This is a genomic window from Streptomyces sp. R33 (assembly GCF_041200175.1).
GTDB classification, from domain to species: domain Bacteria; phylum Actinomycetota; class Actinomycetes; order Streptomycetales; family Streptomycetaceae; genus Streptomyces; species Streptomyces katrae_B.
Genome location: NZ_CP165727.1, coordinates 7,496,217 through 7,519,901, shown reverse-complemented (window position 1 = coordinate 7,519,901; position 23,685 = coordinate 7,496,217). Strand labels below are relative to the sequence as shown.

The following is a 23,685-nucleotide window of genomic DNA, read 5'->3' as shown; positions in this document are numbered from 1 at the left end:
GGAGAGCCCCCCATGCCCCGCCTCTCGGACCATCCACCGCGACTGACGGTCGCGGCTCTCGCCGCCGCGCTGGTCGCGGCCCTCCTCGTACTGCTGCCGGGTACCGCCGCCCAGGCCGCACCCGTCCTCCTCTCCCAGGGCAGACCCGCCACCGCCTCCAGCCAGGAGAACGGCGCCACCCCCGCCTCCGCCGCCGTCGACGGCGACAACGCCACGCGATGGTCGAGTCAGTTCGCCGACCCGCAGTGGATACAGGTCGACCTCGGCACCCCCGCCCGGGTCAGTCAGGTGGTGCTGCGCTGGGAGACCGCGTACGCGACGGCGTACCGGATCGAGCTGTCCGACGACGGCACGCACTGGAGCACCGCCTACTCCACGACCGCCGCCACCGGCGGGGTCCGGACCCACGACATCACGGGCACCGCCCGCCACGTCCGCGTGTACGGCACCCAGCGCGCCACCCAGTGGGGCTATTCCCTCTACGAGTTCCAGGTCTTCGGCACCACCGACACGGGCCCCACCCTCCCCGGCGGCGGCGACCTCGGCCCCAACGTGATCGTCTTCGACCCGTCCACGCCGGACATCCAGGCCAGGCTCGACGAGGTCTTCCGGCAGCAGGAGTCGGCCCAGTTCGGCGCCGGCCGCTACCAGTTCCTGTTCAAGCCGGGCACGTACAACGGCCTCAACGCCCAGATCGGCTTCTACACCTCCGTCTCGGGGCTGGGCCTCAGCCCCGACGACACCACCATCAACGGTGACGTGACCGTCGACGCCGGCTGGTTCGGCGGCAACGCCACCCAGAACTTCTGGCGTTCGGCCGAGAACCTCGCGCTCAACCCGGTGAACGGCACCGACCGCTGGGCCGTCTCCCAGGCCGCACCCTTCCGCCGCATGCACGTCAAGGGCGGCCTCAACCTGGCCCCCGACGGCTTCGGCTGGGCCTCCGGCGGCTACATCGCCGACTCCAAGATCGACGGCCAGGTCGGCAACTACTCGCAGCAGCAGTGGTACACCCGTGACAGCGCGATCGGCAGCTGGGGCAACGGCGTCTGGAACCAGGTCTTCTCCGGTGTCCAGGGCGCGCCCGCCCAGTCCTTCCCGAACCCGCCGTACACCACGCTCGACTCCACCCCCGTATCCCGGGAGAAGCCCTTCCTGTACCTCGACGGGACCGAGTACAAGGTCTTCGTCCCGGCAAAGCGGGTGAACGCCCGCGGGACCTCCTGGGGCAACGGCGCGCCGCAGGGCACCTCGATCCCGCTGAGCCGGTTCTACGTGGTCAGGCCGGGCACGACCGCCGCGACGATGAACCAGGCACTGGCCCAGGGTCTGCACCTGCTGTTCACGCCCGGCGTCTACCACGTCGACCAGACCGTCCGGGTGAACCGCGCGGACACGGTCGTCCTGGGCCTCGGCCTCGCCACGATCGTCCCGGACAACGGGGTCACGGCGATGAAGGTCGCCGACGTCGACGGCGTGAAGCTCGCCGGGTTCCTGATCGACGCCGGGCCGGTCAACTCGCCGAGCCTGCTGGAGGTCGGCCCGGCCGGCACGACCACGGACCACGGCGGCAACCCAACGACCGTGCAGGACGTGTTCATCCGGGTCGGCGGCGCCGGCCCCGGCAAGGCCACCGTCGGCATGGTGATCAACAACCACGACACGATCGTCGACCACACCTGGATCTGGCGCGCCGACCACGGCGACGGGGTGGGCTGGGAGACCAACCGCGCCGACTACGGGTTCCGCGTGCACGGTGACGACGTCCTGGCCACCGGATTGTTCGTGGAGCACTTCAACAAGTACGACGTGGAGTGGAACGGCGAGCGCGGCCGCACGGTCTTCTTCCAGAACGAGAAGGCGTACGACGCCCCGAACCAGGCGGCGATCCAGAACGGTGCGACCAAGGGCTACGCGGCGTACAAGGTGGCCGACTCGGTGACCACCCACGAGGGCTGGGGGCTGGGCAGCTACTGCTTCTACAACGTGGACCCGACGATCCGTCAGGACCACGGCTTCCAGGCGCCGGTGAAGCCGGGCGTGCGGTTCCACGACCTGCTCGTCGTCTCGCTCGGCGGCAAGGGCCAGTACGAGCACGTCATCAACACCACGGGCGCGCCGACCTCGGGCACCTCGACGACCCCGTCCACGGTCGTCTCCTTCCCCTGACCCGCCACCGGCCTCCGAAAACGCGGGGCGGCGCCCAGCCGCCCCGCGTTCCCCGATCACGGGCCCAACCTCGCCCAATCAGTGTGCGCAGCAACGGAGTTCTGTCAGAATTCGCTTCCGGCAAAGCGTGCGCGTGCGAGGACGGAAGCACTTGTCAGCAGATCTTCCCGGAACCAGCTGGTCAGAAGTGATCCCGTGGGTGGCGGCGGCCCTGCTCCTGATCGGCCTGGTGTTCGTTGCGATCAGGACGGTCCAGGTGATCCCGCAGGCCAGCGCCGCCATCGTCGAACGCTCCGGCCGCTACACGCGCACCCTCAACGCGGGCCGCCACGTCGTCGTCCCCTTCATCGACACGATCCGCAACCGCATCGACCTGCGCGAGCAGGTCGTGCCGTTCCCGCCGCAGCAAGCAGATGCGCGCCGACCGCGACAAGCGCGCCGCGATCCTCCAGGCCGAAGGTGTCCGCCAGTCCGAGATCCTGCGCGCCGAGGGCGAGAAGCAGTCCTCCATCCTGCGCGCCGAGGGTGAGGCCAAGGCCGCGGCCCTGCGCGCCGAAGGCGAGGTGGCGGTCGCGGAGCTCCTCCGGCGCGGCGCGCGGGCGGTACCTGCCAGGGTTTCCGTACGGGCCGTGCAGCACGATCCGCTGCTGCCGGACGACCCGCGCCGGGTCGGCCGCTACCGGCTCACCGCCCGGCTCGGCGAGGGCGGGATGGGGACGGTCTACCTGGGGCTGTCGCCCGGTGAGCGGCGCGTTGCGGTGAAGGTCGTACGGGCGGAGCTGGCGGCGGATCCGGGGTTCCGGCGGCGGTTCGCGCGGGAGATCGACTCCGTGCGCCGGGTGGGCGGCTTCCACACGGCACAGGTGGTGGACGCGTCTGCCGAGGAAGAACAGCCCTGGCTGGTGACGGAGTACATTCCCGGCCCGTCCCTGTTCACCGTCCTGCGGGAGCACGGGGCGCTGCCGGACCGGACGCTGCGCACCCTGGCACTGGGGGTGGCCGAGGCGCTGGAGGGGATCCACGCCTGCGGGATCGTCCACCGCGATCTGAAACCCGGCAACATCATCATCTCGGAGTCGGGCGCACGGGTGATCGACTTCGGGATCGCGCGGGCGGTGGACGCCACCGCCCTGACCCGGACGGACTTCCTGGTCGGCACCCGGGGCTTCCTCGCCCCGGAGCAGCTGTCGGGGGCTCCGCTCACACCGGCGGTCGACGCGTACGCCTTCGGGATGGTGCTGGGCCACGCGTGCGGCGCCGCGCCCTTCCCGCCGGGAACGGAACTGGCGACGGCTCTGCGGCCGCTGCCCGCGGACCTGTCGGCGATCGTGACGGCCTGCCTCTCCACCGACCCTGCCGCCCGGCCGACCCCGGCGCAGATCCTGGAGCGCCTGAACGGCGGGGGCGAGAAGCCGGCCGGGGACTGGCTGCCCCCGGCCGTACGGACGATGGTGGACCTGTACAACATGCCGACCGCTGACGCGAACTGAGAAGGCCTCAGACCTCCAGGATGATCTTTCCGGCGGCGCGTCCGGTCTGGCTGAACTCGAAGGCCGCCGCCAGCTCCGAGAGCGGGAACGTCTTGGCGATGGTGACCGTGAGCTGCCCGCTCTCGGTGAGCCGGGCCAGCTCCGCCAAGCCCTCGGCGTCGGGCCGGACCCACATCCACTGGCCGCCCGCACCGAGCACGGTGTGGTCGGCGATGGAGGCGTGCCGGCCGCCGTTCGCCAGGACCGCCTGGGTGACGTCGAGGACGCCGCCGACGAAGTCCGCGGCGACGGTGATGCCGTCGGGGGCGAGGGCGCGCACCCGGTCGACCAGGCCGTCCCCGTACTCGACGGGCTCGCAGCCGAGGTCGCGCAGCCGGTCGTGGTTGCGCGGCGAGGCGGTGCCGATGACCCGGGCGCCGAGTGCGCGGGCGATCTGCACGCCGAAGGACCCGACGCCGCCGGCAGCGCCGTGGATGAGGACGGTGTCGTCCTTGCCGGTGGCGAGCCGGGTGAGCAGCTGGTACGCGGTGAGCCCGGCCAGCGGCAGGCCGGCCGCCTCGTGCCAGCTGAGCGAGGCGGGCTTGGCCGCGGCGGCGCGGACGGGCACGCTGACGTACTCGGCGAACGTCCCTCCGTGCACGTAGTCCTTGCGGGCGTAGGCCATGACCTCGTCGCCGACCGAGAACTCGGGTGTGTCGATGCCGACCCGCTCGACCGTGCCGGCGACGTCCCAGCCGGGGACGACGGGGTACACGACGTCCATCAGGGCGTCGAGCCCGCCCGACATGATCTTCCAGTCGACGGGGTTGACCGAGGCGCACTTGACCCGGACGAGGAGCTCGCCCGGGGCGAGCTTGGGCATCGGCAGCCGGGTCTCGGTGAGCACCTCCGTCCCTCCGTACGTCTCGTACGCCATCGCCCGCATGGTGTCCTCGGACATCTACCCGACCTCTCCGTGAACCGTCAGCCATGAGCCGTCGCTTCCCATCCCATCACGAATGACCGGGCCCGCCCCGAGAAGCGGGGCGGGCCCGGCGCGGCGCGGGGACCTGCGGGCTCACAGGGCCCGGAACGCGGCGATCACCTCGGCGTAGCGGCGGCCGCTGGTCTTGATCGTGCGGCGCTGGGTGGCGTAGTCGACGCGGACGAGGCCGAAGCGCTTGTCGTAGCCGTACGCCCACTCGAAGTTGTCCAGCAGGGACCAGGCGTAGTACCCGGCCACCGGTGCGCCGCGGCGGGCGGCGCGGGCGCAGGCCGCCAGGTGCCCGGTCAGGTACGCGGCCCGTTCGGGGTCGTGGACGCTGCCGTCGGCGGCAACGGTGTCGTGGTACGAGGAGCCGTTCTCGGTGACGTGGATGCGCCGGGCCCCGTACTCCTCGGTCAGCCGCATGAGCAGGGTCTCGAGGCCGTTCGCGTCGACCTCCCAGTCCATGCCGGTGCGCGGGACGCCGGGCCGGTCGGTCTGTCGGGCGTACGGGGCGGGGCCGGCCGGGTCGGCGGTGACGGTCTGCGGGAAGTAGTAGTTCAGGCCGGTCCAGTCGAGCGGGGCGGCGATGGCCGCTGCGTCACCGGGGCGTTCTGGGAGGTCGACGGCGTAGACCTCGCGCATGTCGGCGGGGAAGCCGCGGCCGTGGACGGGGTCGAGCCACCAGCGGTTGACGTGGCCGTCCATGCGCAGGGCCGCCGCCCGGTCGGCTTCGCCGTCGCCGGCGGGTTCGACGGTGGAGAGGTTGTTGACGATGCCGATCTGCGCGCCGGGGGCGGCCGCGCGGACGGCCTGGGCGGCGAGGCCGTGGCCGAGCAGCAGGTGGTAGGAGGCGCGGACGGCGGCGGTGAGGTCGCGCCGGCCGGGGGCCATCCTGCCTTCCAGGTGGCCGATCCACGCCGAGCACAGCGGCTCGTTGAGCGTGGCCCACTGGGTGACCCGGTCGCCGAGGCGGGCGGCGACGAGGCCGGCGTACGCGGCGAAGTGCTCGGCGGTCGCCCGCTCGGGCCAGCCCCCGCGGTCCTGGAGGGCCTGGGGCAGGTCCCAGTGGTAGAGGGTGACGCAGGGGGTGATCCCGGCCGCGAGCAGCCCGTCGACGAGCCGGTCGTAGAAGGCGAGGCCCTTGGGGTTGGCGGGGCCGTCGCCGCCGGGGACCACGCGCGGCCAGGCGACGGACATCCGGTAGGCGTTGGTGCCGAGCTCCCGCATCAGGGCGATGTCCTCGCGCCAGCGGTGGTAGTGGTCGCAGGCGGTGTCGCCGGTGTGGCCGCCGGCGACGGCGCCGGGGGTGTGGGAGAACGTGTCCCAGATGGAGGGGGCGCGGCCGTCCTCGTCGACCGCCCCTTCGATCTGGTAGGCGGAGGTCGCGGTGCCCCAGGCGAAGTCGCGGGGCAGCGCGGCGAGGTCGATGCGGCCGGTCTCTTCGCCGGTGTCGCAGCGGGCTTCGGAAAGGGTCACTTGACGGCTCCTGCCGAACGGGTCATTTGACGGCTCCCGCCGTGAGGCCGGCCACCAGGTACCGCTGCAGCAGCAGGAATCCGGCGACGACGGGGATGCTGACGACGAGCGAGGCGGCCATGATCTGGTTCCAGTAGACGTCGTTCTGCGTGGAGTAGCCCTGCAGGCCGACGGCGAGGGTGCGGGTGGTGTCGTTCGTCATGACGGAGGCGAAGAGCACCTCGCCCCAGGCGGTCATGAAGGCGTACACGGCGACGGCGACGATGCCGGGGACGGCGGCCGGGACCACGACCCGCAAGAGCGCGCCGAGGGGGCCGCAGCCGTCGACGGTGGCCGCCTCGTCGAGGTCTCGGGGCACCGAGTCGAAGTAGCCGATGAGCATCCAGATGGAGAAGGGGAGGGAGAAGGTCAGGTACGTGAGGATCAGGGCGCCACGTGAGCCGTAGAGGGCGATTCCCGTGGCGTTGCCGACGTTCACGAAGATCAGGAACAGCGGGAGGAGGAAGAGGATCCCGGGGAACATCTGGGTGGAGAGCACGGTGACGGTGAACAGGCGCTTGCCGCGGAAGCGGTGGCGGCTGACCGCGTAGGCCGCGAAGACGGCGATGACGACGGAAGCGGCGGTGGCCGCGCCCGCCACGATCAGGGAGTTCACGAAGTACCGGGCGAGCGGGACGGTGTGCCAGATGTCGGTGTAGGGGCGGACGGTGAGCCGGCTGGGGATCCACCGGAAGCGGCCCGCGACGTCCTGGAGCGGTTTGAGCGAGCTGGTGACCATCACGTAGACGGGCAGCAGGACGAAGCCGGTGAGCAGGGTCAGGAAGGCGGCGCGGATCACGCGGAAGGAGGCGGGCGGGGCCAGCGGCGATGGTCGGCGGCGGTCAGGCACGCTCGCTCCTGCGTCCGCGTGTCGTGGCGAGCAGGTAGCCGGCGGTCACCAGCAGCAGGAAGATCAGCAGGAGGACGGACATTGCCGATCCGGTGCCGAAGTTCCAGGTGACGAAGCTGGATTGGTAGATGTGGAGGGAGATCAGGTCGGCGGCTTCGGGGGCCGATCTGCCGAACAGTACGAACGGTGTGTTGAAGTCGTTGAAGGTCCAGAGGAACAGCACCAGGACCAGCACCTGGTTGACCGCGCCGACCGAGGGCAGGGTGATCCGGCGGATCTGCTGCCAGACTCCGGCGCCGTCCAGCGCGGCGGCCTCGTACAGCTCCGCGGGGATGTTCTGCAGGGCGGCCATCACGATGAGGAATGCGAAGGGCCAGCCCTTCCAGACGGAGACGGTCAGCAGGGCCCAGAAGCTGTTGTCGCCCAGCAGCCAGAAGGTGTGCTCGGCGCCGCCGAGCCCGAGCTGGTCGTGGAGGACGTGGTTCACCAGGCCGTTGTCCCGCTGGAACATGAACGCCCAGGTGATGACGGCCGCGTACACGGGCAGGGCGTACGGGACGAGGAACAGGGCGCGCAGGATGCCGCGGCCGCGGAAGTTGTCCTGCATGAACACCGCTGCCGCGGTGCCCAGCAGCCAGCACAGGCCGACGGAGAGCAGGGTGAACAGGCAGGTGGTGAGGAAGGAGCGCAGGAGGGCCTCGCCGACGGGCCGGTTGACGTCGACGGCGAGTTCGTAGTTGGCCAGTCCCGTCCAGGGGGCGCGGGACCAGTCTCGGATGAAGAACTGGGTCAGCTGCCGGAAGCTCATCAGGATGCCCATCACCATGGGGACGAGGTGGACGAGCAGTTCGAGGAGCAGGGCGGGCAGGAGCAGGAGGTAGGGCAGCGCGCTGCGGCGCAGACGGGCGGTCTTGGGGCTCATGCGGCTGTCGCGGCGTACGCGGCTCGTGTGGCTCATAGTGCTCATCGGGCCGGGCTCAGCTCGCCATCTGCTGCTGGGCCTTGGTGAGTTTGGCCTTGACCGACTCGGTGGTGACGGGCCGGCCCGCTGCCGCGTCGGCGAAGAGCTCCTTGACGGCGGTGCCGACGGCGGTCTCGAACTGGGACTCCTGCGGGACCTGCGGGAGCGGGGCGGCGCTGGTGCCGAGGGTGGTGCGGAGCACGGTGAGGTCTTCGGTGGCGAAGGCGGGGTCGCTCTGGGCGGCCTTGACCGGCGGGATGGAGCCGTAGGTCTTGTTGAGGATCTTCTGCTCCTCGTCGCCGGTCATGAACTTCACGAACTTGAGGGAGCCGTCCATGTTGTCGGTGTTCTTGAAGACGGCCAGGTTGATGCCGGCGACCATGGAGTTGGTGCCCCGGCCGGTGCCGGGTGCACCGCCGGCGGGCACCGGGGCCGGGGCCACACCCCAGTCGCCCTCCTTCATGCCGTGGCTCTTGAAGGAGGAGGCGGCGCTCTGCCACAGGACCATGGCGGTCTTGCCGTTGGCGAAGTCCTGGAGGGACTGGTTCTGCGCGTACTCGGCGTTGCCCGGCGCGATGATCCTGTCCTTGGCCATCAGGTCCACGTACTGCTTGACGGCGTCGACGGCGCCCGGGGAGTCGAAGGTGGGCTTCCCGGCCGCGTCGAAGAAGTCCGCGCCGTGCTGCTTGGCGAGGACGAAGACCTGGTGGATGTTGTTGGCGAGGTTGCCCCCTTCGGCGCCGAGCGCCCACTTGCCGTCCTTGGACAGGCTCCGGCCGACCGTGACCATCTCGTCCCAGGTGGCGGGGGGCTTCGCTATGCCCGCCTCCTGGAACATCTTCTTGTTGTAGTAGAGCGCGTACGACATCGAGTAGAGCGGGACGGCGGCCGGGTCCTGGCCGGCGGCGCCCGCCGAGCCGATGGCCGACTCCACGAAGCGGTCCTTGCCGCCGATCGCGTCGAAGTTCTCCGCGTCCCACGGGAGCAGCGCTCCGGTGGCCTGGAGGGAGGCGGACCAGGTGTTGCCGATGTTGAGGACGTCGGGGCCCTGGCCCGAGGCGGTGGCGGTGGCGGCGAGGATCCGGTTGAGCAGGTCGGACCAGGGGACGACTTCGAGCTTGACCTTGATGCCGGTCTGCTCCTCGAACTTCTTCAGCTCCGGGCCGAGGGCCGCCTGGTCCGCTGCGAGGTCGGGGCCCTGGTTGGAGGCCCAGTACGTGAGCTCCCTGGGGGCGGCGTTGGAGCCGCCGCCGTTGTCCGCGGTGCCGCCGCCGCAGGCGGTGGCACCGGCGGCGAGCAGACAGGCGGTGACGGCGGCAGCGGCGGCTCGGGTTCTGCGCATGGCGGATCGGCCCCTTTCGGCAGGGTCGGGGGAAGGCCGGCGGGTGGTCTCGGCTCGGGCGCTTCGAAGGCGCCCACCGCGTCAAGTCCTTAATTCAGGACGTGAGTTAAGCCTCGTGAAAGGGTCGCGTCAAGGGGTCCCGCACGGGTATGTTGCGAGCGACGACAGGGCGGACGGCAGGACGGAAGGAGCCAGATGACCACAGGGCGTGGCGGCCGTACGGTGCGGGACCTGCGGCGCGGCAACCGCAGCGCCGTGCTCCAGCGGCTGTACTTCGGCGGGCCGATGAGCCGGCAGGAACTCGGGCCCGCCACCGGCCTGAGCTCCGGTTCCGTCAGCAACGTGGTCGGCGAACTCGTCGCGGACGGACTCCTGGAGGAGGCGGGCATCGTCGACTCGGACGGCGGCCGGCCCCGCACCCTGCTGCGCGTGGCCCCCGGCAGCGCCCACATGATCGGGGTCGACGTCGGCGAAACCCGGGTACGCGTCGAGCTGTTCGACCTGGCGCTCACCGAACTGGCCCGCGCCGAACTGCCGTTGCAGCCGCGCGGCTGCTACGACGTCGGCCCGGTCGTGGACCACGTCCGGGCCGGGATCGCCGCCGTCCTGGCCGAGACCGCGGTCGGGACCGAGCGGCTGCTGGGCGTCGGCGTCGGCGTCCCCGGCATCGTGGACCGCGAGGCACCGGGCGGAGCGGTCGTGCACGGACAGACCATCGGCTGGGACGCGGTGCCGCTGGAGGCGCTGCTGCGCGCGACCGGGGCCCTGCCGGACGAGGTCCCGTACATCATCGACAACGGCGCCCGCACGCTCGGCCAGGCCGAGATGTGGTTCGGGGCGGGGCGCGGGGCCAGGGAGGCCGTCGTCGTCCTGTTCGGCTCGGGCGTCGGCGCCAGCCTGATCACGGACGGCTCGCCCGACGGGGGCACGACGCAGGGCACCGCGCTGGAGTGGGGGCACCTCACGGTGTCGGTACGGGGACGACGCTGCCGGTGCGGGGCGCTGGGCTGCCTCGAGGCGTACACGGGAGCCGAGTCACTGCTGGCGCGCTGGGCGGAGCGGGGCGGGGGCGCGGGCGCGGGCGAGGCGGTGGACGAGGAGGAGGCCCTGTCGGCCCTGCTGGCGGCGGCGGTCGCGGCGGATCCGGTGGCCCTGGAGGTCCTGGAGGAGACCGCGGAGTACCTGGGCGCGGGCCTGTCGGACGTCATCAACCTGTTCCGGCCGGAGCGCATCCTGATCGGCGGATGGGCGGGCCTGCTGCTGGGCCCGCACATCCTGCCCGCCGTACGGGAGCACGCGACCCGGTACTCCCTGCGCCATCCCGCCGACCGCGTCAGCATCGACCTGGGCTCCCTGGGCCCGGACGCGGTCACGGTCGGGGCGGCGACCCTCCCGCTGTCGGCCTTCTTCGCCACGGGCGGCCGCCGCACGCCCCCGCAGCCGCAGACCGAACCGCCGGGCTGGCGCACGGCCCTGGAGGTCCGCGGCGGGTCGGCGGCCCGCCGGGGCTGAGCCGGACGGCGCGGCCCCGGCGTGAGCGGCAGACAGGTCAGACCGGAAAGCCGCCACGCCGGGCGGCAACGCGCACAGCGGCGGGTCCGCGGGGGTGTCGAGGGCACGGGAGAGCGCATCCGGTGCGGGCATCGGGCCAGGCTGACCGGGCCCTGCTGCACGCGCCGGGGTCACTCGTACTCCGTGCCTCCCTTGCGGGTGAGGTACGCCGGGCTGACCGCCTTGGCGATCGCGCGGCCGCCGACCACCGGGCTGTAGCGTTCGGCCGCCGGGCGGATCACGACGCCCTCGCGCAGGTGCACGGCCCGGCCGGACACCGTCTCCCGGCCGCTGGCCAGGGCCAGTACCGCGTCGAGCTCGTACGGACCCTCGAACAGCCGCGGTACGAGCGGCAGTTCGCCGTCCTGGAGCAGCTCGTGCGGGTCCAGCCAGCGCACCTGGCCGTCGATCTCCGCGGACACGTCGAAGACGGCGTACCCCGGCCCCGTGGCGGCCGTACGCGCATCGGTCCCGTACCCGAGGTCCTGGACGCCCGCCCCGTACACCTCGCCGAAGACGCCGATCCGGGTCGCGCCCAGCCGGGCGGCCAGCTTCGCGGCGACCTCCGGGACGCCGTGGCCGCGTACGGCCCGCCAGTAGAGGTTGCGGTCCTCCTCCTTGAGCGCCAGCCCCTTGGAGCCGAAGCCCTTGGAGGAGACCAGCACGCGCCCGCCGTCCGCGACGTACGTCAGCAGGCAGGCCGTGCCGTGAAGTTTCTCGGTGAGGACGACCGGCTCGCCGGGCTCGAAGAGGTGCGGATAGCGCTGGAGGTTCTCGATGTCCACCCAGGGCAGCAGGTCGGGCGCGGCCCCCACCTCGCCGTTCATGGTCGTCGGGACGGGCGGCGCCCATTTGGTGATCCCGAGCAGCTCGGCGAAGTCCGTACCCTGCTCGGCCGCCTGCACCAGGTCCACGTCGGCCAGCGCGCGCGGCCGGCACACCAGCCCCTGCGAGAGCTCACCGCGCAGCCGGACGGCCTTGACCCGGTCGGCGGAACCGCCCGCCAGGCGGCCGGTCAGGCCGAGCTCCTCGATCAGCTCGGCGGGCAGCACGGCCTGTTCGGGTATGTACACGGCGAACTCGCCGGTGCGGTAGGCGCCCTTGGCGACGACGGCGCGGTAGAGACCCACCTGGGCCAGCTCCAGCGCGTCGGCGTTCGGATGCTCGTGGACGGTCAGCTCTTCGGCGGTGACTCGCAAGGTCGACATGTGCGCAACTCCTCGGATGTGACGGCGTCGTGTGCGACGGCGTCCACTCTGCGGCCCGGCATTTTTGCTGGTCCAGCCGATATCGCGGTGCTAGCCTGACCCGCCCGCCACCCGGCGGGTCAGCCTCCGAAAGCTGCCCGGGTGGCCGGGCCGTAGACGCCCGGCTGGTCGCCCTTGATGTCCCGGTCGCGCTGGAGCTGGGCGACCCCGCGCTTGGTCTGGCCGTCGTAGACCCCGGTGACGTCCACGTACGTGAACCCCTGGCCGCGGAGCCGCTCCTGCAGGGCGCTCACCTCGGGCCCGCGGTCGCCCATCCGCAGCGTCCCGGAGGTCCCCGCCGGCCGCTGCCCGGAGGCGCTCGGCGGGGGCGCCGACTTCGGCGTCCCGCTCGCGGACGGGCCGGCCGACGCCGATGCGGCCGCCGGCGCGGATGCCCGTGCGGACCCCTTGTGCGAGGGTTCGTCGCCTGCGGCAGGACTGCGCGCCGGGAGCATCGGAACGGACAACTCGGGCGGCTTCACGGCCCGCTCGGGCCTCGGATCGGGGCTGCTCAGCAGGAACACCAGCCCGCCGGCCGCACCGAGGGCGAGCAGGGCCAAGGCCGCCAGCGGGAGCGGGCTGCCGCGGTCCCGCCGGGCGGTGCGGGCATCGGCGGCGCCGGTGGCCGCGGCCGCCCGCTCGGGGTCGTCCCCGCGCCGCCCCTCGGGCACGTGGAAGGAGACGGGGACGGGTCCGGTGTGGGGCCAGGCGGGCGTGGTCGCCCGGTACGGCCGCCCGGAGGGTGCGCCGTACGGGCCTACGAGCGGGTGGTCCCCGGGGACGCTTCCGCTCTCATCGGGATGCTGGGACACGGTTGTCTCCCCGGCATGGGTGGGGGCCGGCGCGGCGGTGCGGTGTCGGCCCCCACCCGGCCGGTCAGGCCCTGCGCCGCCGCGCGACCAGGACCACGCCTGCAGCGGTACTCGGCGCGAGGGCGCCTCCGGTCGTCATGGGGTCAAGCGAAGAGCGGACCGATATGAACATGTGAGACATCTCCGAAGTGCAGCTCATGCGGTGGTTCTTGAGTGCTTGATCGGCGCACTCTTGCCTCCCGGGATGGCCCGGGTCAAGCCGGCTGTCCGAACTGCCCCATCCGTCCGGTCTACCCATCGGCAGCGGTAGCCCTCGGCATCCGGACCATCACGGTGAGGCTGACCGTGACCGCGGCCACGAGCATCAGCGCGGCGCCGGTGAGCGGGGCCGCCGCGGCTCCGATCCCGTCGACCGCGAACCCGCCCGCCAGGGCGCCCGCCGCGATGGCCAGGTTGAACATGGCCACCATCAGCGAGGTGGCGGCCTCGGCCGCGCCCGGCGCCGCCTTGATCATCCAGCTCTGCAGGCTCACCGAGACGCCCCCGTACGCGAGCCCCCAGGCGAGCAGCAGCGCGGTCCCGGCGGCCGCTCCCGGCAGGGTGGCGATCAGCCCGAGGACCACGGTCAGCGCGGAGCTGATCACGAGGACCGCACGGTACGCATCGCGCGCCCCGGCCAGGAAGTTGCCGCCGACTCCGGCCGCTCCGTAGCCGAGGAGCAGGGTGCTCACGTACGCGGCGTCGATGCCGGACACGTCCTGCAGGACGGGCCGCACGAAGGTGTAGGCGGCGAACTGTCCGGTCACCACCAGGAAGGTGACGATCACCCCGGCCCGGACCCCGCGGTTCCCGCGCAGCAGGGCGGGCAGTTCGCGGAAGGTGACGTCCCGGGTCGGCGGCAGCGGGGGCAGCAGCAGGAGCAGTGCGGCCAGTGCGAGGAGACCGAGGACGCCGACCGCGCCGAAGGCGGCCCGCCAGCCGCCGAGTTCGCCGAGCAGCGTGCCGGCGGGCACGCCGAGCACCGAGGCGGTGGGGACGCCGCCGAAGACGAGCGCGGTGGCCCGGCCGACGTGGCGCTGCGGTACGAGCCTTACCGCGAGCCCGCCCGCCAGCGCCCAGAAGCCGCCGACGCCGACCCCGACGAGCAGGCGCGCGGCCAGCAGCACGGCGAAACCCGGGGCGACGGCGGCGGCGAGGTTGGCGGCCGCCGTCAGGGCGATCAGCACGCACAGCACGAGCCGCCGGTCGAGCCGCCCGGCGCCGACGGTGACGAGCGGGGCGCAGAGTCCGGCGACGAGCCCGGGCACGGTCACCATCAGCCCGGCGGTGCCGTCGGACACCCCGAGGGCGTCACCGACGGGGGTGAGCAGGCCGACGGGCAGCAGTTCGGAGGTGATCAGGCAGAAGATCGCGAGAGCGACGGCGAGGACGGCCGCCCAGCCCTTCCAGGGCGCGGGGTACGCGGCGGGCGGGGGGTACGCGGCGGGCGGGGGCGGGTCAGGAGTCGGTGCGGTGTCGCCGGGCGCGTCGGCTGCGGTCATGGATCGGTACTCCGTACGGTCCGTCGGGATGCGAGGTCAGGGCAGCGCGGCGTACCGGGGGTCGCGCCTCCCCGGCACTCGCACTGTCGTTCCCGTCGTCCGGCAGCCTACGGAAATTCCCCGTCCGAGCAATCGTTTCGGCAGCCGGGGCCGGCTGCGGGCCGGCTTCCGGGCCGCGTCACCCGGACGCGTGAGCGCGGGGACCGGCCGCCCGTGCGGTACGGCATGGTGGTCGGATGCAGTTACGCCGGGCCCTGCCCCTGTCCCTCGTCGCGCTGCTCGCGAGCAGCGGCTGCGTCTCCGTAGGCGCGGACGCGGACCCGGCCCCGGCGCCCGGCACCTCGGCGCCGCTGGAGGCGCGGGATCCGGCCGGTGCGTCGCCCCCGACCGCCGTCCCCGACCTGCCGCCGCCCCTCCCGGAGTCCCGGCCCCTGCCGCTGGGACAGCTCCCGGGGGCGGACCAGGAGCCGGACCCGGAGCGTCCGCCCGCCAGGGCCGCCCGGCCGCCCGCCGCGCGCAGCGCGAAGCCGCCGGCCGCGCCGCGCCGGGCCCACCCGCCCCAGCCCGCACCGCCGCGCAGCCCGCGGCAGGGGGCCGCGCTGCCCCGGCCGGACGAGCTGTGCGCGGCTGCCGAGGGCGCCGTACCGCCGTCCATCGTGGACCTGTGCATCCGGCAGTATGGCCGCTGACCAGCAGATACCGCTCAGGACTTGACCCTCCCCCCGTGTCAGGGCCTGCACTGGAAGGCGTCATGTTCACCATCGGAGACTTCGCCAAACACGGCCGGGTATCGGTCCGCATGCTGCGCCACTACGACGCCATCGGGCTGCTGCGCCCGGCGCGTGTCGACCCCTCCAGCGGCTACCGCTACTACGAGGCCGAGCAGCTCGCCCGCCTCAACCGTGTCATCGCGCTCAAGGAGCTCGGCTTCAGCCTGGACCAGGTGGGGTCGATCCTCGACGAGCGGGTGGGCGCGGAGGAGCTGCGCGGCATGCTGCGGCTGCGCCGGGCGGAACTCGAGTCGGCCATGGCCGCGGCGGCGGCCCGGCTGACCCAGGTCGAGGCGAGGCTCCGGACCATCGAGAGCGAGGGATCCATGTCCACCGTCGACATCGTCGTGAAGAGCCTTCCGCCCGTCCGGCTCGTCGAAATGACCGGGATCGCGGGGAGCTACCAGCCGCAGGACATCGGGCCGGTCATCGGCCCACTGTACGAGGAGCTCTGCCGCCGGATGGAGGCCGCCGGGGTGGTCCCGACCGGGCCGGGGACCGCGTACTACGAGGACGCGCCGGGCCCGGAGGCCGGAGCCGTCCTCGTCCACGCCGGGCTGCCGGTGGGGGCCTCGGTCCGCGCCGAGGACCTCGGTGGTGCGGTCCGGGTCGTCGAGCTGCCGGGGGTCGAGCGGGCCGCGACCGTGGTGCACCGCGGCCCGATGGACCGCGTCCTGCCCACCGCCCAGGCCCTCGCCCGGTGGATCGACACCAACGGCCACCGCTCGGCGGGCTACGCGCGTGAGCTGACCCTCGCCTGCCCGGAGGACCGGGACCAATGGGTCACGGAACTCCAGGAACCGCTCGCGCCGGCCCTCTAGTCTTCTGAGTCTTGAGTTCTGTTCAGATGTGTAGGCTTGGCCTATGGCGCGGATGAGGCGGCCGAAGGCCGAGTTGACGCTGTCGGACGAGGAACGGGCCGCACTGGAGGGGTGGGTGCGGCGTCGTTCCACGCCGCAGGCGTGGGCTTTGAGGTGCCGGATCATCCTGGCCTGCGCCGAGGGCGTCTCGAACAAGGATGTGGCCGTCCGTCTCGGATCGACGCCTCATGCGGTCGGCCGTTGGCGGGCCCGTTTCGTGCAGTACCGGATCGCGGGCCTGGGAGACATGCCGCGTTCCGGCGGCCCCAGGTCGGTGACGGATGAGCAGGTGGCCGCAGTGGTCACCAGGACGTTGGAGTCCACGCCGAAGAACGCAACGCACTGGTCGACGCGGTCGATGGCGAAGGAAATGGGCCTGTCCCAGTCCTCGGTCTCACGGATCTGGCGGGCGTTCGGCCTGCAGCCGCACCGGTCGGAGACGTTCAAGCTGTCGACCGATCCCTACTTCGTCGACAAGGTCCACGATGTCGTCGGCCTCTACCTGGACCCTCCCGAGCGGGCGCTGGTGTTCTGCGTGGATGAGAAATCGCAGATCCAGGCCCTGGACCGGTCCCAGCCAGTGCTGCCGATGATGCCAGGAGTCCCGGAGCGGTCAACGCACGACTACGTCCGCGCCGGCACGACCACCCTGTTCGCCGCACTCAACGTGGCCACCGGCAAGGTGATCGGCTCCCTGCACCGCCGGCATCGCGCCGAGGAGTTCAAGAAGTTCCTGGTCAAGCTCGACAAGGAAGTGCCTGCCGGTCTGGACGTCCACCTGATCTGCGACAACTACGCCACCCACAAGACGCCGGACATCAAGAAGTGGCTGCTCGGCCACCCCCGGTTCCACCTGCACTTCACGCCGACCGGGTCGTCCTGGCTGAACCTGGTGGAGCGATGGTTCGCCGAACTCACCAACAAGCAGATACGGCGAGGCGTCCACAAGTCCGTCCAGGCCCTCGAGAAGGACATCCGTGACTGGATCGCCGCTTGGAACACCGACCCCAAGCCCTACGTCTGGACCAAGACCGCAGACGAGATCCTCGAACGCCTCGCCAGCTATCTGAACAGAATTCCCGACTCAGAAGACTAGGGGGTGTCGTCAAAGTCCCTCCCCCAGCTACCGCTGGGAGGTGCCCCCAGGCCGGCGGACGATCACGCGGCGCGGTCCCGGGGGACGCCGGCGGGGCGGCGGCGGTTGCGGACCGCGGCGCAGCGGCGGGCCGTGTCCCGGCGGGCGGTGCGCAGTCGGCGCATCGTGGCGTGGCCGCGCCGCCGCCACTCGGCCCGGGGCAGGCCCGCCCGCTGGCCGCCGTTCGTGATGAGGGCGTTGACGGGGGTGTGCGGGTCGGCGGCCATGCCCTTGGCCACCAGGACGCCGACCACGAGCGGGACCAGGGCGACGGCCAGGGCCGAGCCGGCGGTGGTCACGTGCTGCATGCGGCGCGGGCGGGGCGCGGTGCGGGCGGCGGTGGCGTCGAAGGTCATGCCCCTATTCGATCAGCGGTGGGGGCGCGGGGAATCGGGGCGGATACTCAGGTCGTTGGGTGTGGGGTACTCAGACCGAGGGAGGGTGGTGGGTGGTGACGGCACCCGGGCAGGGCTTCGAGCCCGCGACCGGCGACGGACCGGAACGGCCCGCCACGGCGGCGCGGGAGGCCGGGGTCCGCACGGCGTACGAGGGCCTGCTGCAGATCCGCCGTCTGGTGAACGGCCCGGCGGGGACGGCGGTTCCCGCCCCGTGGGAGCTGCGGCAGATGCCGCGCGCGGTGGCCCTCGTACTGGAGGCGGCGGGCATCACGCCGTCGGCGGTGGACGCGGAGGGGCGTCGTACGCGGACGGGATACCGGGTGGAGCCCGGCCCGTCCGGGTCCGGAACCGTGCACGTGACCTGGCTCGGTCCGCCGGGCGGCGGCGCGGCCGAGGCAGAGCAGGAGCGCCTGACGGCCTGCGCGGCCGCGCTGGAGCCCCTGGGCTGGGTCTGCCTGCTCTACCGGGGTCCCCGCCGCCGCCGCTTCCTGGAGGTCGAACCCCCGCGCTGACCGGCCGGCTGCACCGGGGCCGTGCCGGCGGCCGACGGGCCACGACCCGCCCGGGACACCAGCGGATTCAGCCGTAGCGCTCGGCCAGCGCGGCGACCGTGTCGGCGAGGGCCTGCCGGAGCTCGGGCGGGCCGAGTACCTCGGCCTCGGTGCCGAGCCGGAGCAGGTCGCCGACGGCGACGGCCTGGGATTCGACCTCGAGGTCGACGCGGATCCAGCCGTCCGGGTCCGCGGGGTCGGCCGGGACGGCGTCGGCGAGCGCCCGTGCACCGGCGGCGCCGAACTGCATCGGCAGCAGCCTGCGGCCGCGCGGGGACAGCAGCAGCCGGGCGGTCCCCTGCCGGGTCGCCTCCTCCATCCGGCGGGCGGATTCCGCCCAGTACGCGGCGAGTTCGAAGCCGGCCGGGCGCTCGAACTCCCCCTCCGCGGTGTCCACGGCCAGGAACCGCGAGACCCGGTAGCTGCGGACGCGCCCGTCAGCGGCCTGCGCCACCAGGTACCAGATGCCGCCCTTGAGGACGAGGCCGAGGGGGTGCAGCGGGCTCCCGGCCCGCTCCGCGCCGCTCCAGCGGCGGTAGTGGGTGAGCAGGACGCGCTGGTCCCAGACCGCCTGGGCGATCTGCGCGAGGTGCGGGACGGGGTCGGCGTCGCGGAACCAGGCCGGGGCGTCCAGGTGGAAGCGGTCCTGGAGCCGGCGGGCCCGGTCGGCGAGTGCGGCGGGCAGTGCCGCCTGGAGCTTGAGCTGGGCGGCGGCCAGATCGGCGCCGAGGCCCAGCTCCTGCGCGGGACCGGGCGCACCGGCCAGGAAGAGGGACCCTGCCTGGGCGTCGGTGAGGCCGGTGAGCCGGGTGCGGTAGCCGTCCATCAGCCGGTAGCCGCCGGCGGGACCGCGGTCGGCGTGGACCGGGACCCCGGAGGCGCCGAGCGCCTCGACGTCCCGGTAGACGGTCCGGACCGACACCTCGAGCTCGGCGGCCAGTTCGGGTGCGGTCATCCGGCCGCGGTTCTGCAGCAGGAGGAGCAGGGAGAGAAGCCGGTCGGCGCGCATGGGGCCATTGTGTCCGGGATTCCCGGATACCTGACAGAGGGTGTCAGGTATACCGGACAGGCTGTTCTCACGCCGGAGGGACCGAGCCCGCCCGGCCGTGAACCAGGAGGTCCGCCCATGCCCGCCCGTACCCCCGCCCGTACCCCCGCTCGCACCACCGGCCGTTTCACGTTCGCCGACTGGGAGGAGCAGCCGATCGGTTCGGCCGAGTCCACCCCGCGGCTCGCCCGCTCCACGGTCGTCAACTCCTTCGCGGGCGGGATCGAGGCCGGGGCGACCAGCGCCGGCTACACCTTCACGTACATCGAGGAGGGCGCCGGCTCCTACACCGGCATGGAGCTGCTGTCGGGCACCGTCGACGGCCGCAAGGGCACGTTCGTCATGGAGCAGCGCGGCACGTTCGACGCCGCCGGCACCCGGTGCACGTTCGAGGTGGTCCCCGGCTCCGCGACGGGCGAGCTGGCCGGGCTGTCGGGCTCCGGCTCGTTCACGTACCGCAAGGGCGACATGTCCGTGCCGTACGAGTTCGCCTGCACGGTGGCCTAGGCAGGGCACGGCGCCGCCCGGGCCGGGCCGGCCCGGGCGGCGCCGTATGACAGAGGGGGCGCGGACCGCAACGGTCCGCGCCCCCTCTCCAGCGGTCGCCGCTAGTCTTCTGAGTCGGGAATTCTGTTCAGATAGCTGGCGAGGCGTTCGAGGATCTCGTCTGCGGTCTTGGTCCAGACGTAGGGCTTGGGGTCGGTGTTCCAAGCGGCGATCCAGTCACGGATGTCCTTCTCGAGGGCCTGGACGGACTTGTGGACGCCTCGCCGTATCTGCTTGTTGGTGAGTTCGGCGAACCATCGCTCCACCAGGTTCAGCCAGGACGACCCGGTCGGCGTGAAGTGCAGGTGGAACCGGGGGTGGCCGAGCAGCCACTTCTTGATGTCCGGCGTCTTGTGGGTGGCGTAGTTGTCGCAGATCAGGTGGACGTCCAGACCGGCAGGCACTTCCTTGTCGAGCTTGACCAGGAACTTCTTGAACTCCTCGGCGCGATGCCGGCGGTGCAGGGAGCCGATCACCTTGCCGGTGGCCACGTTGAGTGCGGCGAACAGGGTGGTCGTGCCGGCGCGGACGTAGTCGTGCGTTGACCGCTCCGGGACTCCTGGCATCATCGGCAGCACTGGCTGGGACCGGTCCAGGGCCTGGATCTGCGATTTCTCATCCACGCAGAACACCAGCGCCCGCTCGGGAGGGTCCAGGTAGAGGCCGACGACATCGTGGACCTTGTCGACGAAGTAGGGATCGGTCGACAGCTTGAACGTCTCCGACCGGTGCGGCTGCAGGCCGAACGCCCGCCAGATCCGTGAGACCGAGGACTGGGACAGGCCCATTTCCTTCGCCATCGACCGCGTCGACCAGTGCGTTGCGTTCTTCGGCGTGGACTCCAACGTCCTGGTGACCACTGCGGCCACCTGCTCATCCGTCACCGACCTGGGGCCGCCGGAACGCGGCATGTCTCCCAGGCCCGCGATCCGGTACTGCACGAAACGGGCCCGCCAACGGCCGACCGCATGAGGCGTCGATCCGAGACGGACGGCCACATCCTTGTTCGAGACGCCCTCGGCGCAGGCCAGGATGATCCGGCACCTCAAAGCCCACGCCTGCGGCGTGGAACGACGCCGCACCCACCCCTCCAGTGCGGCCCGTTCCTCGTCCGACAGCGTCAACTCGGCCTTCGGCCGCCCCATCCGCGCCATAGGCCAAGCCTACACATCTGAACAGAACTCAAGACTCAGAAGACTAGGGCGCGCCGAAGGTCAGCGTCAGCTGCGGCGTGCCTTCGTTCGCCGTCGCCTCGGAGGACCACAGCCACAGCGCGTCCGTACCGGGGCTGGTCAGCCCCAGGCTGTAGCTCATGCCGAGCGCGCCCGAGAGGGCGGCCGTGGACAGCCCGGTGGTGTGCACCGCCGAGCCGTCCGGGACGCCGGCGAAGCTGCCGAGTGCGGGAGTGCCCGTGGCGGGGCGGTTGCCGTAGGTGGTCCCGCCCTCGGTCCAGCTGCCGGTGACCGGGACGACCGAGACGGTGTCCGCCGTACCGGCACCGCTCATCGTGCTCGTCTTCACGCTCAACGAGGCCGACTTGAGCACCGTGCCCGCGGGTGCGGCGGGCAGGTTGAAGCGCAGGTAGCTCGTGTACAGCGAGGACCCCCGCACGGCGAGCGAGGACGAGGTCCCGTAATTTCCGTCCGGGGCGCCCGCGTTGACGTACGTGTCCTCGGCGGCCGTCACCTGGACGACCGAGTCGGCCGGGGCGGTGGCCAGCGCGTAGTGGTTCTGGACCTGCGCCGCGCTGAGGACGCTCGGGTAGACGGCGGTCTCGTCGAGCTGGCCGGACCAGAACTCGCTGGTCGGACGGTTGGGCCAGCCGCCGAGGCTGTCGCCGCCGGCGTGCCAGTAGCCGGCGTAGTTCTCGTGCGTGGTGACCGCGAGGGTGCCCTTCTGGGCGCCGTCCACATAGAGGACCATGCCGCCCGGCCCCTGGGTGGCGACCACATGGTGCCACTTGTCGTCGTTGTACGCGGCGCCGGTCGTGACGGTGCGGGTGGCACCGGTGTAGACGCCGAAGACGATGCGCCCGTCATTGGTCATGTAGAGGTGCTTGTCGTACTGGTTGCTGCCGCGCACCTGGTTGTTGCCGAAGCCGAGGAGTTTGCCGCCCCGGGTGGTGTTCGTCCTGAACCAGGTCTCGATGGTGTAGCTGCTGCCGATGTTCTGGCGCAGGTCCCCGTACACCCGGGTGTCCGTGCCGTTGAAGCCGATCGCCGTGCTCGCGCCCGAGACCGCGCCGGGCGTCTGGCGCAGGGCGGGGGCGTTCAGGTGCACGCCGTTCTGGTTGCCGCTGCCCGAGGAGTCGGCGACGTTCGGCAGGGCCGACTCGTCGTAGCGCCAGAACAGCTGGGCGCCGTCCGTACGGACCTGGTTCGGGTACGCGTCGACCGAGGTCGGGACGGTCACGCTCGCGGTCGCCGACAGGGCGCTGGTGTTTCCGGCCGCGTCGGTTGCCGTCACCCGGTACGTGTACGACTGGCCCGCGGTGACGGTGGTGTCGCTCCAGGAGGCCTGTGGGCGTTTGAAGAACAGCGAGTCGGCCGTGACGGTGGCGATCGGCGTGGCCGCGCCGTTGCGGTAGACCCGGTACGTCAGTGCGCTGTCGTCCAGGTCGAGGCTGGTGCGCCAGCGCACCTGCACCTCGCCGGGTTTGAAGCTCGCCGCGGTCGCGACGGGGACGGTGGGCGCACCCGTGTCCCCGGTGGACGCGAACCGGGTCAGGCTCTGCTGCGCGGCCCCGTTGACGGTGGTGAACTCGCCGCCGACCCACAGGTACTGGACGCCGCCCTTGGAGCCGACCGCCATCACCCGCGGGCCGATGCCCTCGCCGATGCCGTCGTTGGTGTCGGGGGCCCAGCCCAGCTTGCCGACGCTGGTGGTCGGCTGCGCGAGCAGGTGGTGGCGCTGGCCGTCCGGGTACTCGCCGACGCTGGAGCAGTCGTGCGCGTGCGAGGCGCTGTAGAGCACGTTCTGGTACGGGAGCACGGCCTGGGTCGCGCCGAGGCAGGTGTCGCGCCAGCGCTGGTTGAAATCACTGAGGTCGAGCGCGATCCGGCCGTCGAAGACGCCGCCGCCGGTACCTTCGTTGGCGGTGTAGAAGCCGGTCGCGTCGGTCGCGATGTCCTTCACGACGGAGTTGGTCTCGATGAAGCCGGGGTACGTCTTGGTGAGCGCGCCGCTGGTGGAGTCGACGACGGCCAGCGCGTGCGTGTTCGTACCGTTGACGGTGAAGAAGTCCCCGCCGAGGACGACGTTGTTGCCGTCGGGGGTGACCTCGACCGCGCGGCCCGGCTCGTCGGCGTCGGCCGTGAAGGGCCGCAGCGCACCGTCGGCCGCGTCGACGGCGGCGAAGCGCTCGCGCGGCTGGCCGGCGACGGTGAGGAAGTCGCCGCCCGCGTAGACGGTGTCGTTCGTGACGGCCAGGGCGCGCACGGTGGCCGCGAAGGCCGGCCGGAAGGAGGCCTTGACGGTGCAGGTCGCCACGTCGATGGCGGCGAGGCTGGAGACCGGGGTGCCGTTGACGGCCCCGAAGTAGCCGCCCGCGTACAGGGTCTTCTTGTCCGGCGAGAGGGTGAGGGTGCGGACGGTGGCGGTTCCGCCGCCGACCGTGAAGGAGAGGTTGCAGGAGGTCGGGGCGCCGGTCGCGGCGTCGAGTGCGGCGAAGTTCACCGCCGGCTGCTCGCTGCCGCCGGCGCCGTCGGGAGGTCGTACGGCGGAGAACGTGCCGCCGACGAACACCGTGCCGCCCGCCTCGGCGAGGGCCCAGACGACGCCGTTGGGCTGCCAGGTGGACAGCGCGTCGGCGGTGAAGGCCACGGGCGGGGTGATGGCCGCCGCCTGCGGGACGAGGCCGAGGCCGATCCCTGCGCCGGTGCCGGCCAGGGACAGGGCGAGAGCGGCCGCCAGCCCTCTGGATCTACGCATGA

Annotated in this window: 20 protein-coding genes and 1 pseudogene; 9 read left to right on the top strand and 12 right to left on the bottom strand. The window is 72.3% G+C overall.

Annotated elements, in window-relative coordinates:
- Nucleotides 1–12 precede the first annotated feature (12 nt).
- From AB5J51_RS34550 to AB5J51_RS34540, 3 genes and pseudogenes are all read left to right on the top strand, one after another.
- Nucleotides 13–2,169 carry a discoidin domain-containing protein gene (locus AB5J51_RS34550; protein WP_369779445.1) on the top strand — a complete coding sequence of 719 codons (2,157 nt, stop codon included), beginning with the start codon at nt 13–15 and terminating at the stop codon, nt 2,167–2,169.
- Nucleotides 2,170–2,356: 187 nt separating this feature from the next.
- A pseudogene (locus AB5J51_RS34545) lies at nt 2,357–2,822 on the top strand (SPFH domain-containing protein); the annotation flags it as partial.
- A gap of 57 nt (nt 2,823–2,879) precedes the next feature.
- Nucleotides 2,880–3,659 (top strand): serine/threonine-protein kinase, encoded by a 780-nt coding sequence (locus AB5J51_RS34540; protein WP_369780361.1) that lies wholly within the window; start codon nt 2,880–2,882, stop codon nt 3,657–3,659.
- A gap of 7 nt (nt 3,660–3,666) precedes the next feature.
- Here the strand turns inward: AB5J51_RS34540 and AB5J51_RS34535 are convergent, their stop codons facing one another.
- The 5 genes from AB5J51_RS34535 to AB5J51_RS34515 form a co-directional block, all read right to left on the bottom strand.
- Nucleotides 3,667–4,584 carry an NADP-dependent oxidoreductase gene (locus tag AB5J51_RS34535; protein WP_107093521.1) on the bottom strand — a complete coding sequence of 306 codons (918 nt, stop codon included), beginning with the start codon at nt 4,582–4,584 and terminating at the stop codon, nt 3,667–3,669.
- 132 nt (nt 4,585–4,716) lie between these two features.
- A complete protein-coding gene (locus AB5J51_RS34530; protein ID WP_369779444.1) occupies nt 4,717–6,102 on the bottom strand; it encodes a GH1 family beta-glucosidase in 1,386 nt (461 codons plus the stop codon).
- Between the two features lie 22 nt (nt 6,103–6,124).
- Nucleotides 6,125–6,991, bottom strand: a complete 867-nt coding sequence (locus tag AB5J51_RS34525) for a carbohydrate ABC transporter permease (RefSeq protein WP_053787212.1) — start codon at nt 6,989–6,991, stop codon at nt 6,125–6,127.
- The gene (locus tag AB5J51_RS34520; protein ID WP_369780360.1) at nt 6,984–7,913 is read right to left on the bottom strand and encodes a carbohydrate ABC transporter permease; all 930 of its coding nucleotides are present in this window, start codon (nt 7,911–7,913) and stop codon (nt 6,984–6,986) included. The genes AB5J51_RS34525 and AB5J51_RS34520 overlap by 8 nt, the downstream gene beginning before the upstream one ends.
- Before the next feature lie 55 nt (nt 7,914–7,968).
- Nucleotides 7,969–9,294 (bottom strand): sugar ABC transporter substrate-binding protein, encoded by a 1,326-nt coding sequence (locus AB5J51_RS34515; RefSeq protein ID WP_369779443.1) that lies wholly within the window; start codon nt 9,292–9,294, stop codon nt 7,969–7,971.
- 195 nt (nt 9,295–9,489) lie between these two features.
- Here AB5J51_RS34515 and AB5J51_RS34510 point away from each other — a divergent pair, with 195 nt between their 5' ends.
- Entirely contained in the window at nt 9,490–10,806 is a 1,317-nt protein-coding gene (locus AB5J51_RS34510; RefSeq protein WP_369779442.1) for an ROK family protein, read from the top strand.
- Nucleotides 10,807–10,976: 170 nt separating this feature from the next.
- Here the strand turns inward: AB5J51_RS34510 and AB5J51_RS34505 are convergent, their stop codons facing one another.
- The 3 genes from AB5J51_RS34505 to AB5J51_RS34495 all read right to left on the bottom strand — a co-directional run bounded on the left by AB5J51_RS34505 (nt 10,977) and on the right by AB5J51_RS34495 (nt 14,445).
- Nucleotides 10,977–12,053 carry an RNA ligase (ATP) gene (locus tag AB5J51_RS34505; RefSeq protein ID WP_369779440.1) on the bottom strand — a complete coding sequence of 359 codons (1,077 nt, stop codon included), beginning with the start codon at nt 12,051–12,053 and terminating at the stop codon, nt 10,977–10,979.
- Between the two features lie 119 nt (nt 12,054–12,172).
- On the bottom strand, nt 12,173–12,904 hold the full coding sequence (locus AB5J51_RS34500; protein ID WP_369779439.1) for a peptidoglycan-binding protein: 732 nt from the start codon (nt 12,902–12,904) through the stop codon (nt 12,173–12,175).
- 290 nt (nt 12,905–13,194) lie between these two features.
- Nucleotides 13,195–14,445 carry an MFS transporter gene (locus tag AB5J51_RS34495; RefSeq protein ID WP_078987407.1) on the bottom strand — a complete coding sequence of 417 codons (1,251 nt, stop codon included), beginning with the start codon at nt 14,443–14,445 and terminating at the stop codon, nt 13,195–13,197.
- Between the two features lie 236 nt (nt 14,446–14,681).
- Between AB5J51_RS34495 and AB5J51_RS34490 the strand changes: the two genes are divergently transcribed.
- The 3 genes from AB5J51_RS34490 to AB5J51_RS34480 all read left to right on the top strand — a co-directional run bounded on the left by AB5J51_RS34490 (nt 14,682) and on the right by AB5J51_RS34480 (nt 17,171).
- Nucleotides 14,682–15,134, top strand: coding sequence for a hypothetical protein (locus AB5J51_RS34490; protein WP_053787206.1), 453 nt, complete (start codon nt 14,682–14,684; stop codon nt 15,132–15,134).
- A gap of 62 nt (nt 15,135–15,196) precedes the next feature.
- Nucleotides 15,197–16,036 (top strand): MerR family transcriptional regulator, encoded by an 840-nt coding sequence (locus AB5J51_RS34485; protein ID WP_053787205.1) that lies wholly within the window; start codon nt 15,197–15,199, stop codon nt 16,034–16,036.
- Between the two features lie 52 nt (nt 16,037–16,088).
- Nucleotides 16,089–17,171, top strand: a complete 1,083-nt coding sequence (locus AB5J51_RS34480) for an IS630 family transposase (RefSeq protein WP_369780359.1) — start codon at nt 16,089–16,091, stop codon at nt 17,169–17,171.
- A 62-nt stretch (nt 17,172–17,233) separates the two neighbouring features.
- Here the strand turns inward: AB5J51_RS34480 and AB5J51_RS34475 are convergent, their stop codons facing one another.
- Nucleotides 17,234–17,566: a hypothetical protein gene (locus AB5J51_RS34475; RefSeq protein WP_053787204.1), complete on the bottom strand. Its 333-nt coding sequence runs from the start codon at nt 17,564–17,566 to the stop codon at nt 17,234–17,236.
- 92 nt (nt 17,567–17,658) lie between these two features.
- Between AB5J51_RS34475 and AB5J51_RS34470 the strand changes: the two genes are divergently transcribed.
- Nucleotides 17,659–18,120 (top strand): hypothetical protein, encoded by a 462-nt coding sequence (locus tag AB5J51_RS34470; protein WP_053787203.1) that lies wholly within the window; start codon nt 17,659–17,661, stop codon nt 18,118–18,120.
- 67 nt (nt 18,121–18,187) lie between these two features.
- Here the strand turns inward: AB5J51_RS34470 and AB5J51_RS34465 are convergent, their stop codons facing one another.
- Nucleotides 18,188–19,168, bottom strand: a complete 981-nt coding sequence (locus AB5J51_RS34465; protein WP_369779438.1) for a helix-turn-helix transcriptional regulator — start codon at nt 19,166–19,168, stop codon at nt 18,188–18,190.
- 117 nt (nt 19,169–19,285) lie between these two features.
- On the opposite strand from AB5J51_RS34465, the gene AB5J51_RS34460 reads away from it, so the two are divergent.
- The gene (locus AB5J51_RS34460) at nt 19,286–19,714 is read left to right on the top strand and encodes a DUF3224 domain-containing protein (protein WP_369779437.1); all 429 of its coding nucleotides are present in this window, start codon (nt 19,286–19,288) and stop codon (nt 19,712–19,714) included.
- A 101-nt stretch (nt 19,715–19,815) separates the two neighbouring features.
- On the opposite strand, the gene AB5J51_RS34455 is transcribed toward AB5J51_RS34460, so the two are convergent.
- Nucleotides 19,816–20,898: an IS630 family transposase gene (locus AB5J51_RS34455; RefSeq protein WP_369780221.1), complete on the bottom strand. Its 1,083-nt coding sequence runs from the start codon at nt 20,896–20,898 to the stop codon at nt 19,816–19,818.
- Nucleotides 20,899–20,950: 52 nt separating this feature from the next.
- Complete coding sequence (locus AB5J51_RS34450; RefSeq protein WP_369779436.1) at nt 20,951–23,683, bottom strand: DNRLRE domain-containing protein; 2,733 nt, start codon at nt 23,681–23,683, stop codon at nt 20,951–20,953.
- Nucleotides 23,684–23,685: the final 2 nt, after the last annotated feature.

Bases quoted from the DNA above. Each gene is read 5' to 3' on its own strand.
- AB5J51_RS34550 (WP_369779445.1), top strand. From the start codon at position 13: ATGCCCCGCCTCTCGGACCATCCACCGCGACTGACGGTCGCGGCTCTC.
- AB5J51_RS34540 (WP_369780361.1), top strand. From the start codon at position 2,880: ATGGGGACGGTCTACCTGGGGCTGTCGCCCGGTGAGCGGCGCGTTGCG.
- AB5J51_RS34535 (WP_107093521.1), bottom strand. From the start codon at position 4,584: ATGCGGGCGATGGCGTACGAGACGTACGGAGGGACGGAGGTGCTCACC.
- AB5J51_RS34520 (WP_369780360.1), bottom strand. From the start codon at position 7,913: ATGAGCCCCAAGACCGCCCGTCTGCGCCGCAGCGCGCTGCCCTACCTC.
- AB5J51_RS34515 (WP_369779443.1), bottom strand. From the start codon at position 9,294: ATGCGCAGAACCCGAGCCGCCGCTGCCGCCGTCACCGCCTGTCTGCTC.
- AB5J51_RS34510 (WP_369779442.1), top strand. From the start codon at position 9,490: ATGACCACAGGGCGTGGCGGCCGTACGGTGCGGGACCTGCGGCGCGGC.
- AB5J51_RS34505 (WP_369779440.1), bottom strand. From the start codon at position 12,053: ATGTCGACCTTGCGAGTCACCGCCGAAGAGCTGACCGTCCACGAGCAT.
- AB5J51_RS34495 (WP_078987407.1), bottom strand. From the start codon at position 14,445: ATGACCGCAGCCGACGCGCCCGGCGACACCGCACCGACTCCTGACCCG.
- AB5J51_RS34490 (WP_053787206.1), top strand. From the start codon at position 14,682: ATGCAGTTACGCCGGGCCCTGCCCCTGTCCCTCGTCGCGCTGCTCGCG.
- AB5J51_RS34485 (WP_053787205.1), top strand. From the start codon at position 15,197: ATGTTCACCATCGGAGACTTCGCCAAACACGGCCGGGTATCGGTCCGC.
- AB5J51_RS34480 (WP_369780359.1), top strand. From the start codon at position 16,089: ATGAGGCGGCCGAAGGCCGAGTTGACGCTGTCGGACGAGGAACGGGCC.
- AB5J51_RS34475 (WP_053787204.1), bottom strand. From the start codon at position 17,566: ATGACCTTCGACGCCACCGCCGCCCGCACCGCGCCCCGCCCGCGCCGC.
- AB5J51_RS34465 (WP_369779438.1), bottom strand. From the start codon at position 19,168: ATGCGCGCCGACCGGCTTCTCTCCCTGCTCCTCCTGCTGCAGAACCGC.
- AB5J51_RS34460 (WP_369779437.1), top strand. From the start codon at position 19,286: ATGCCCGCCCGTACCCCCGCCCGTACCCCCGCTCGCACCACCGGCCGT.
- AB5J51_RS34455 (WP_369780221.1), bottom strand. From the start codon at position 20,898: ATGGGGCGGCCGAAGGCCGAGTTGACGCTGTCGGACGAGGAACGGGCC.
- AB5J51_RS34450 (WP_369779436.1), bottom strand. From the start codon at position 23,683: ATGCGTAGATCCAGAGGGCTGGCGGCCGCTCTCGCCCTGTCCCTGGCC.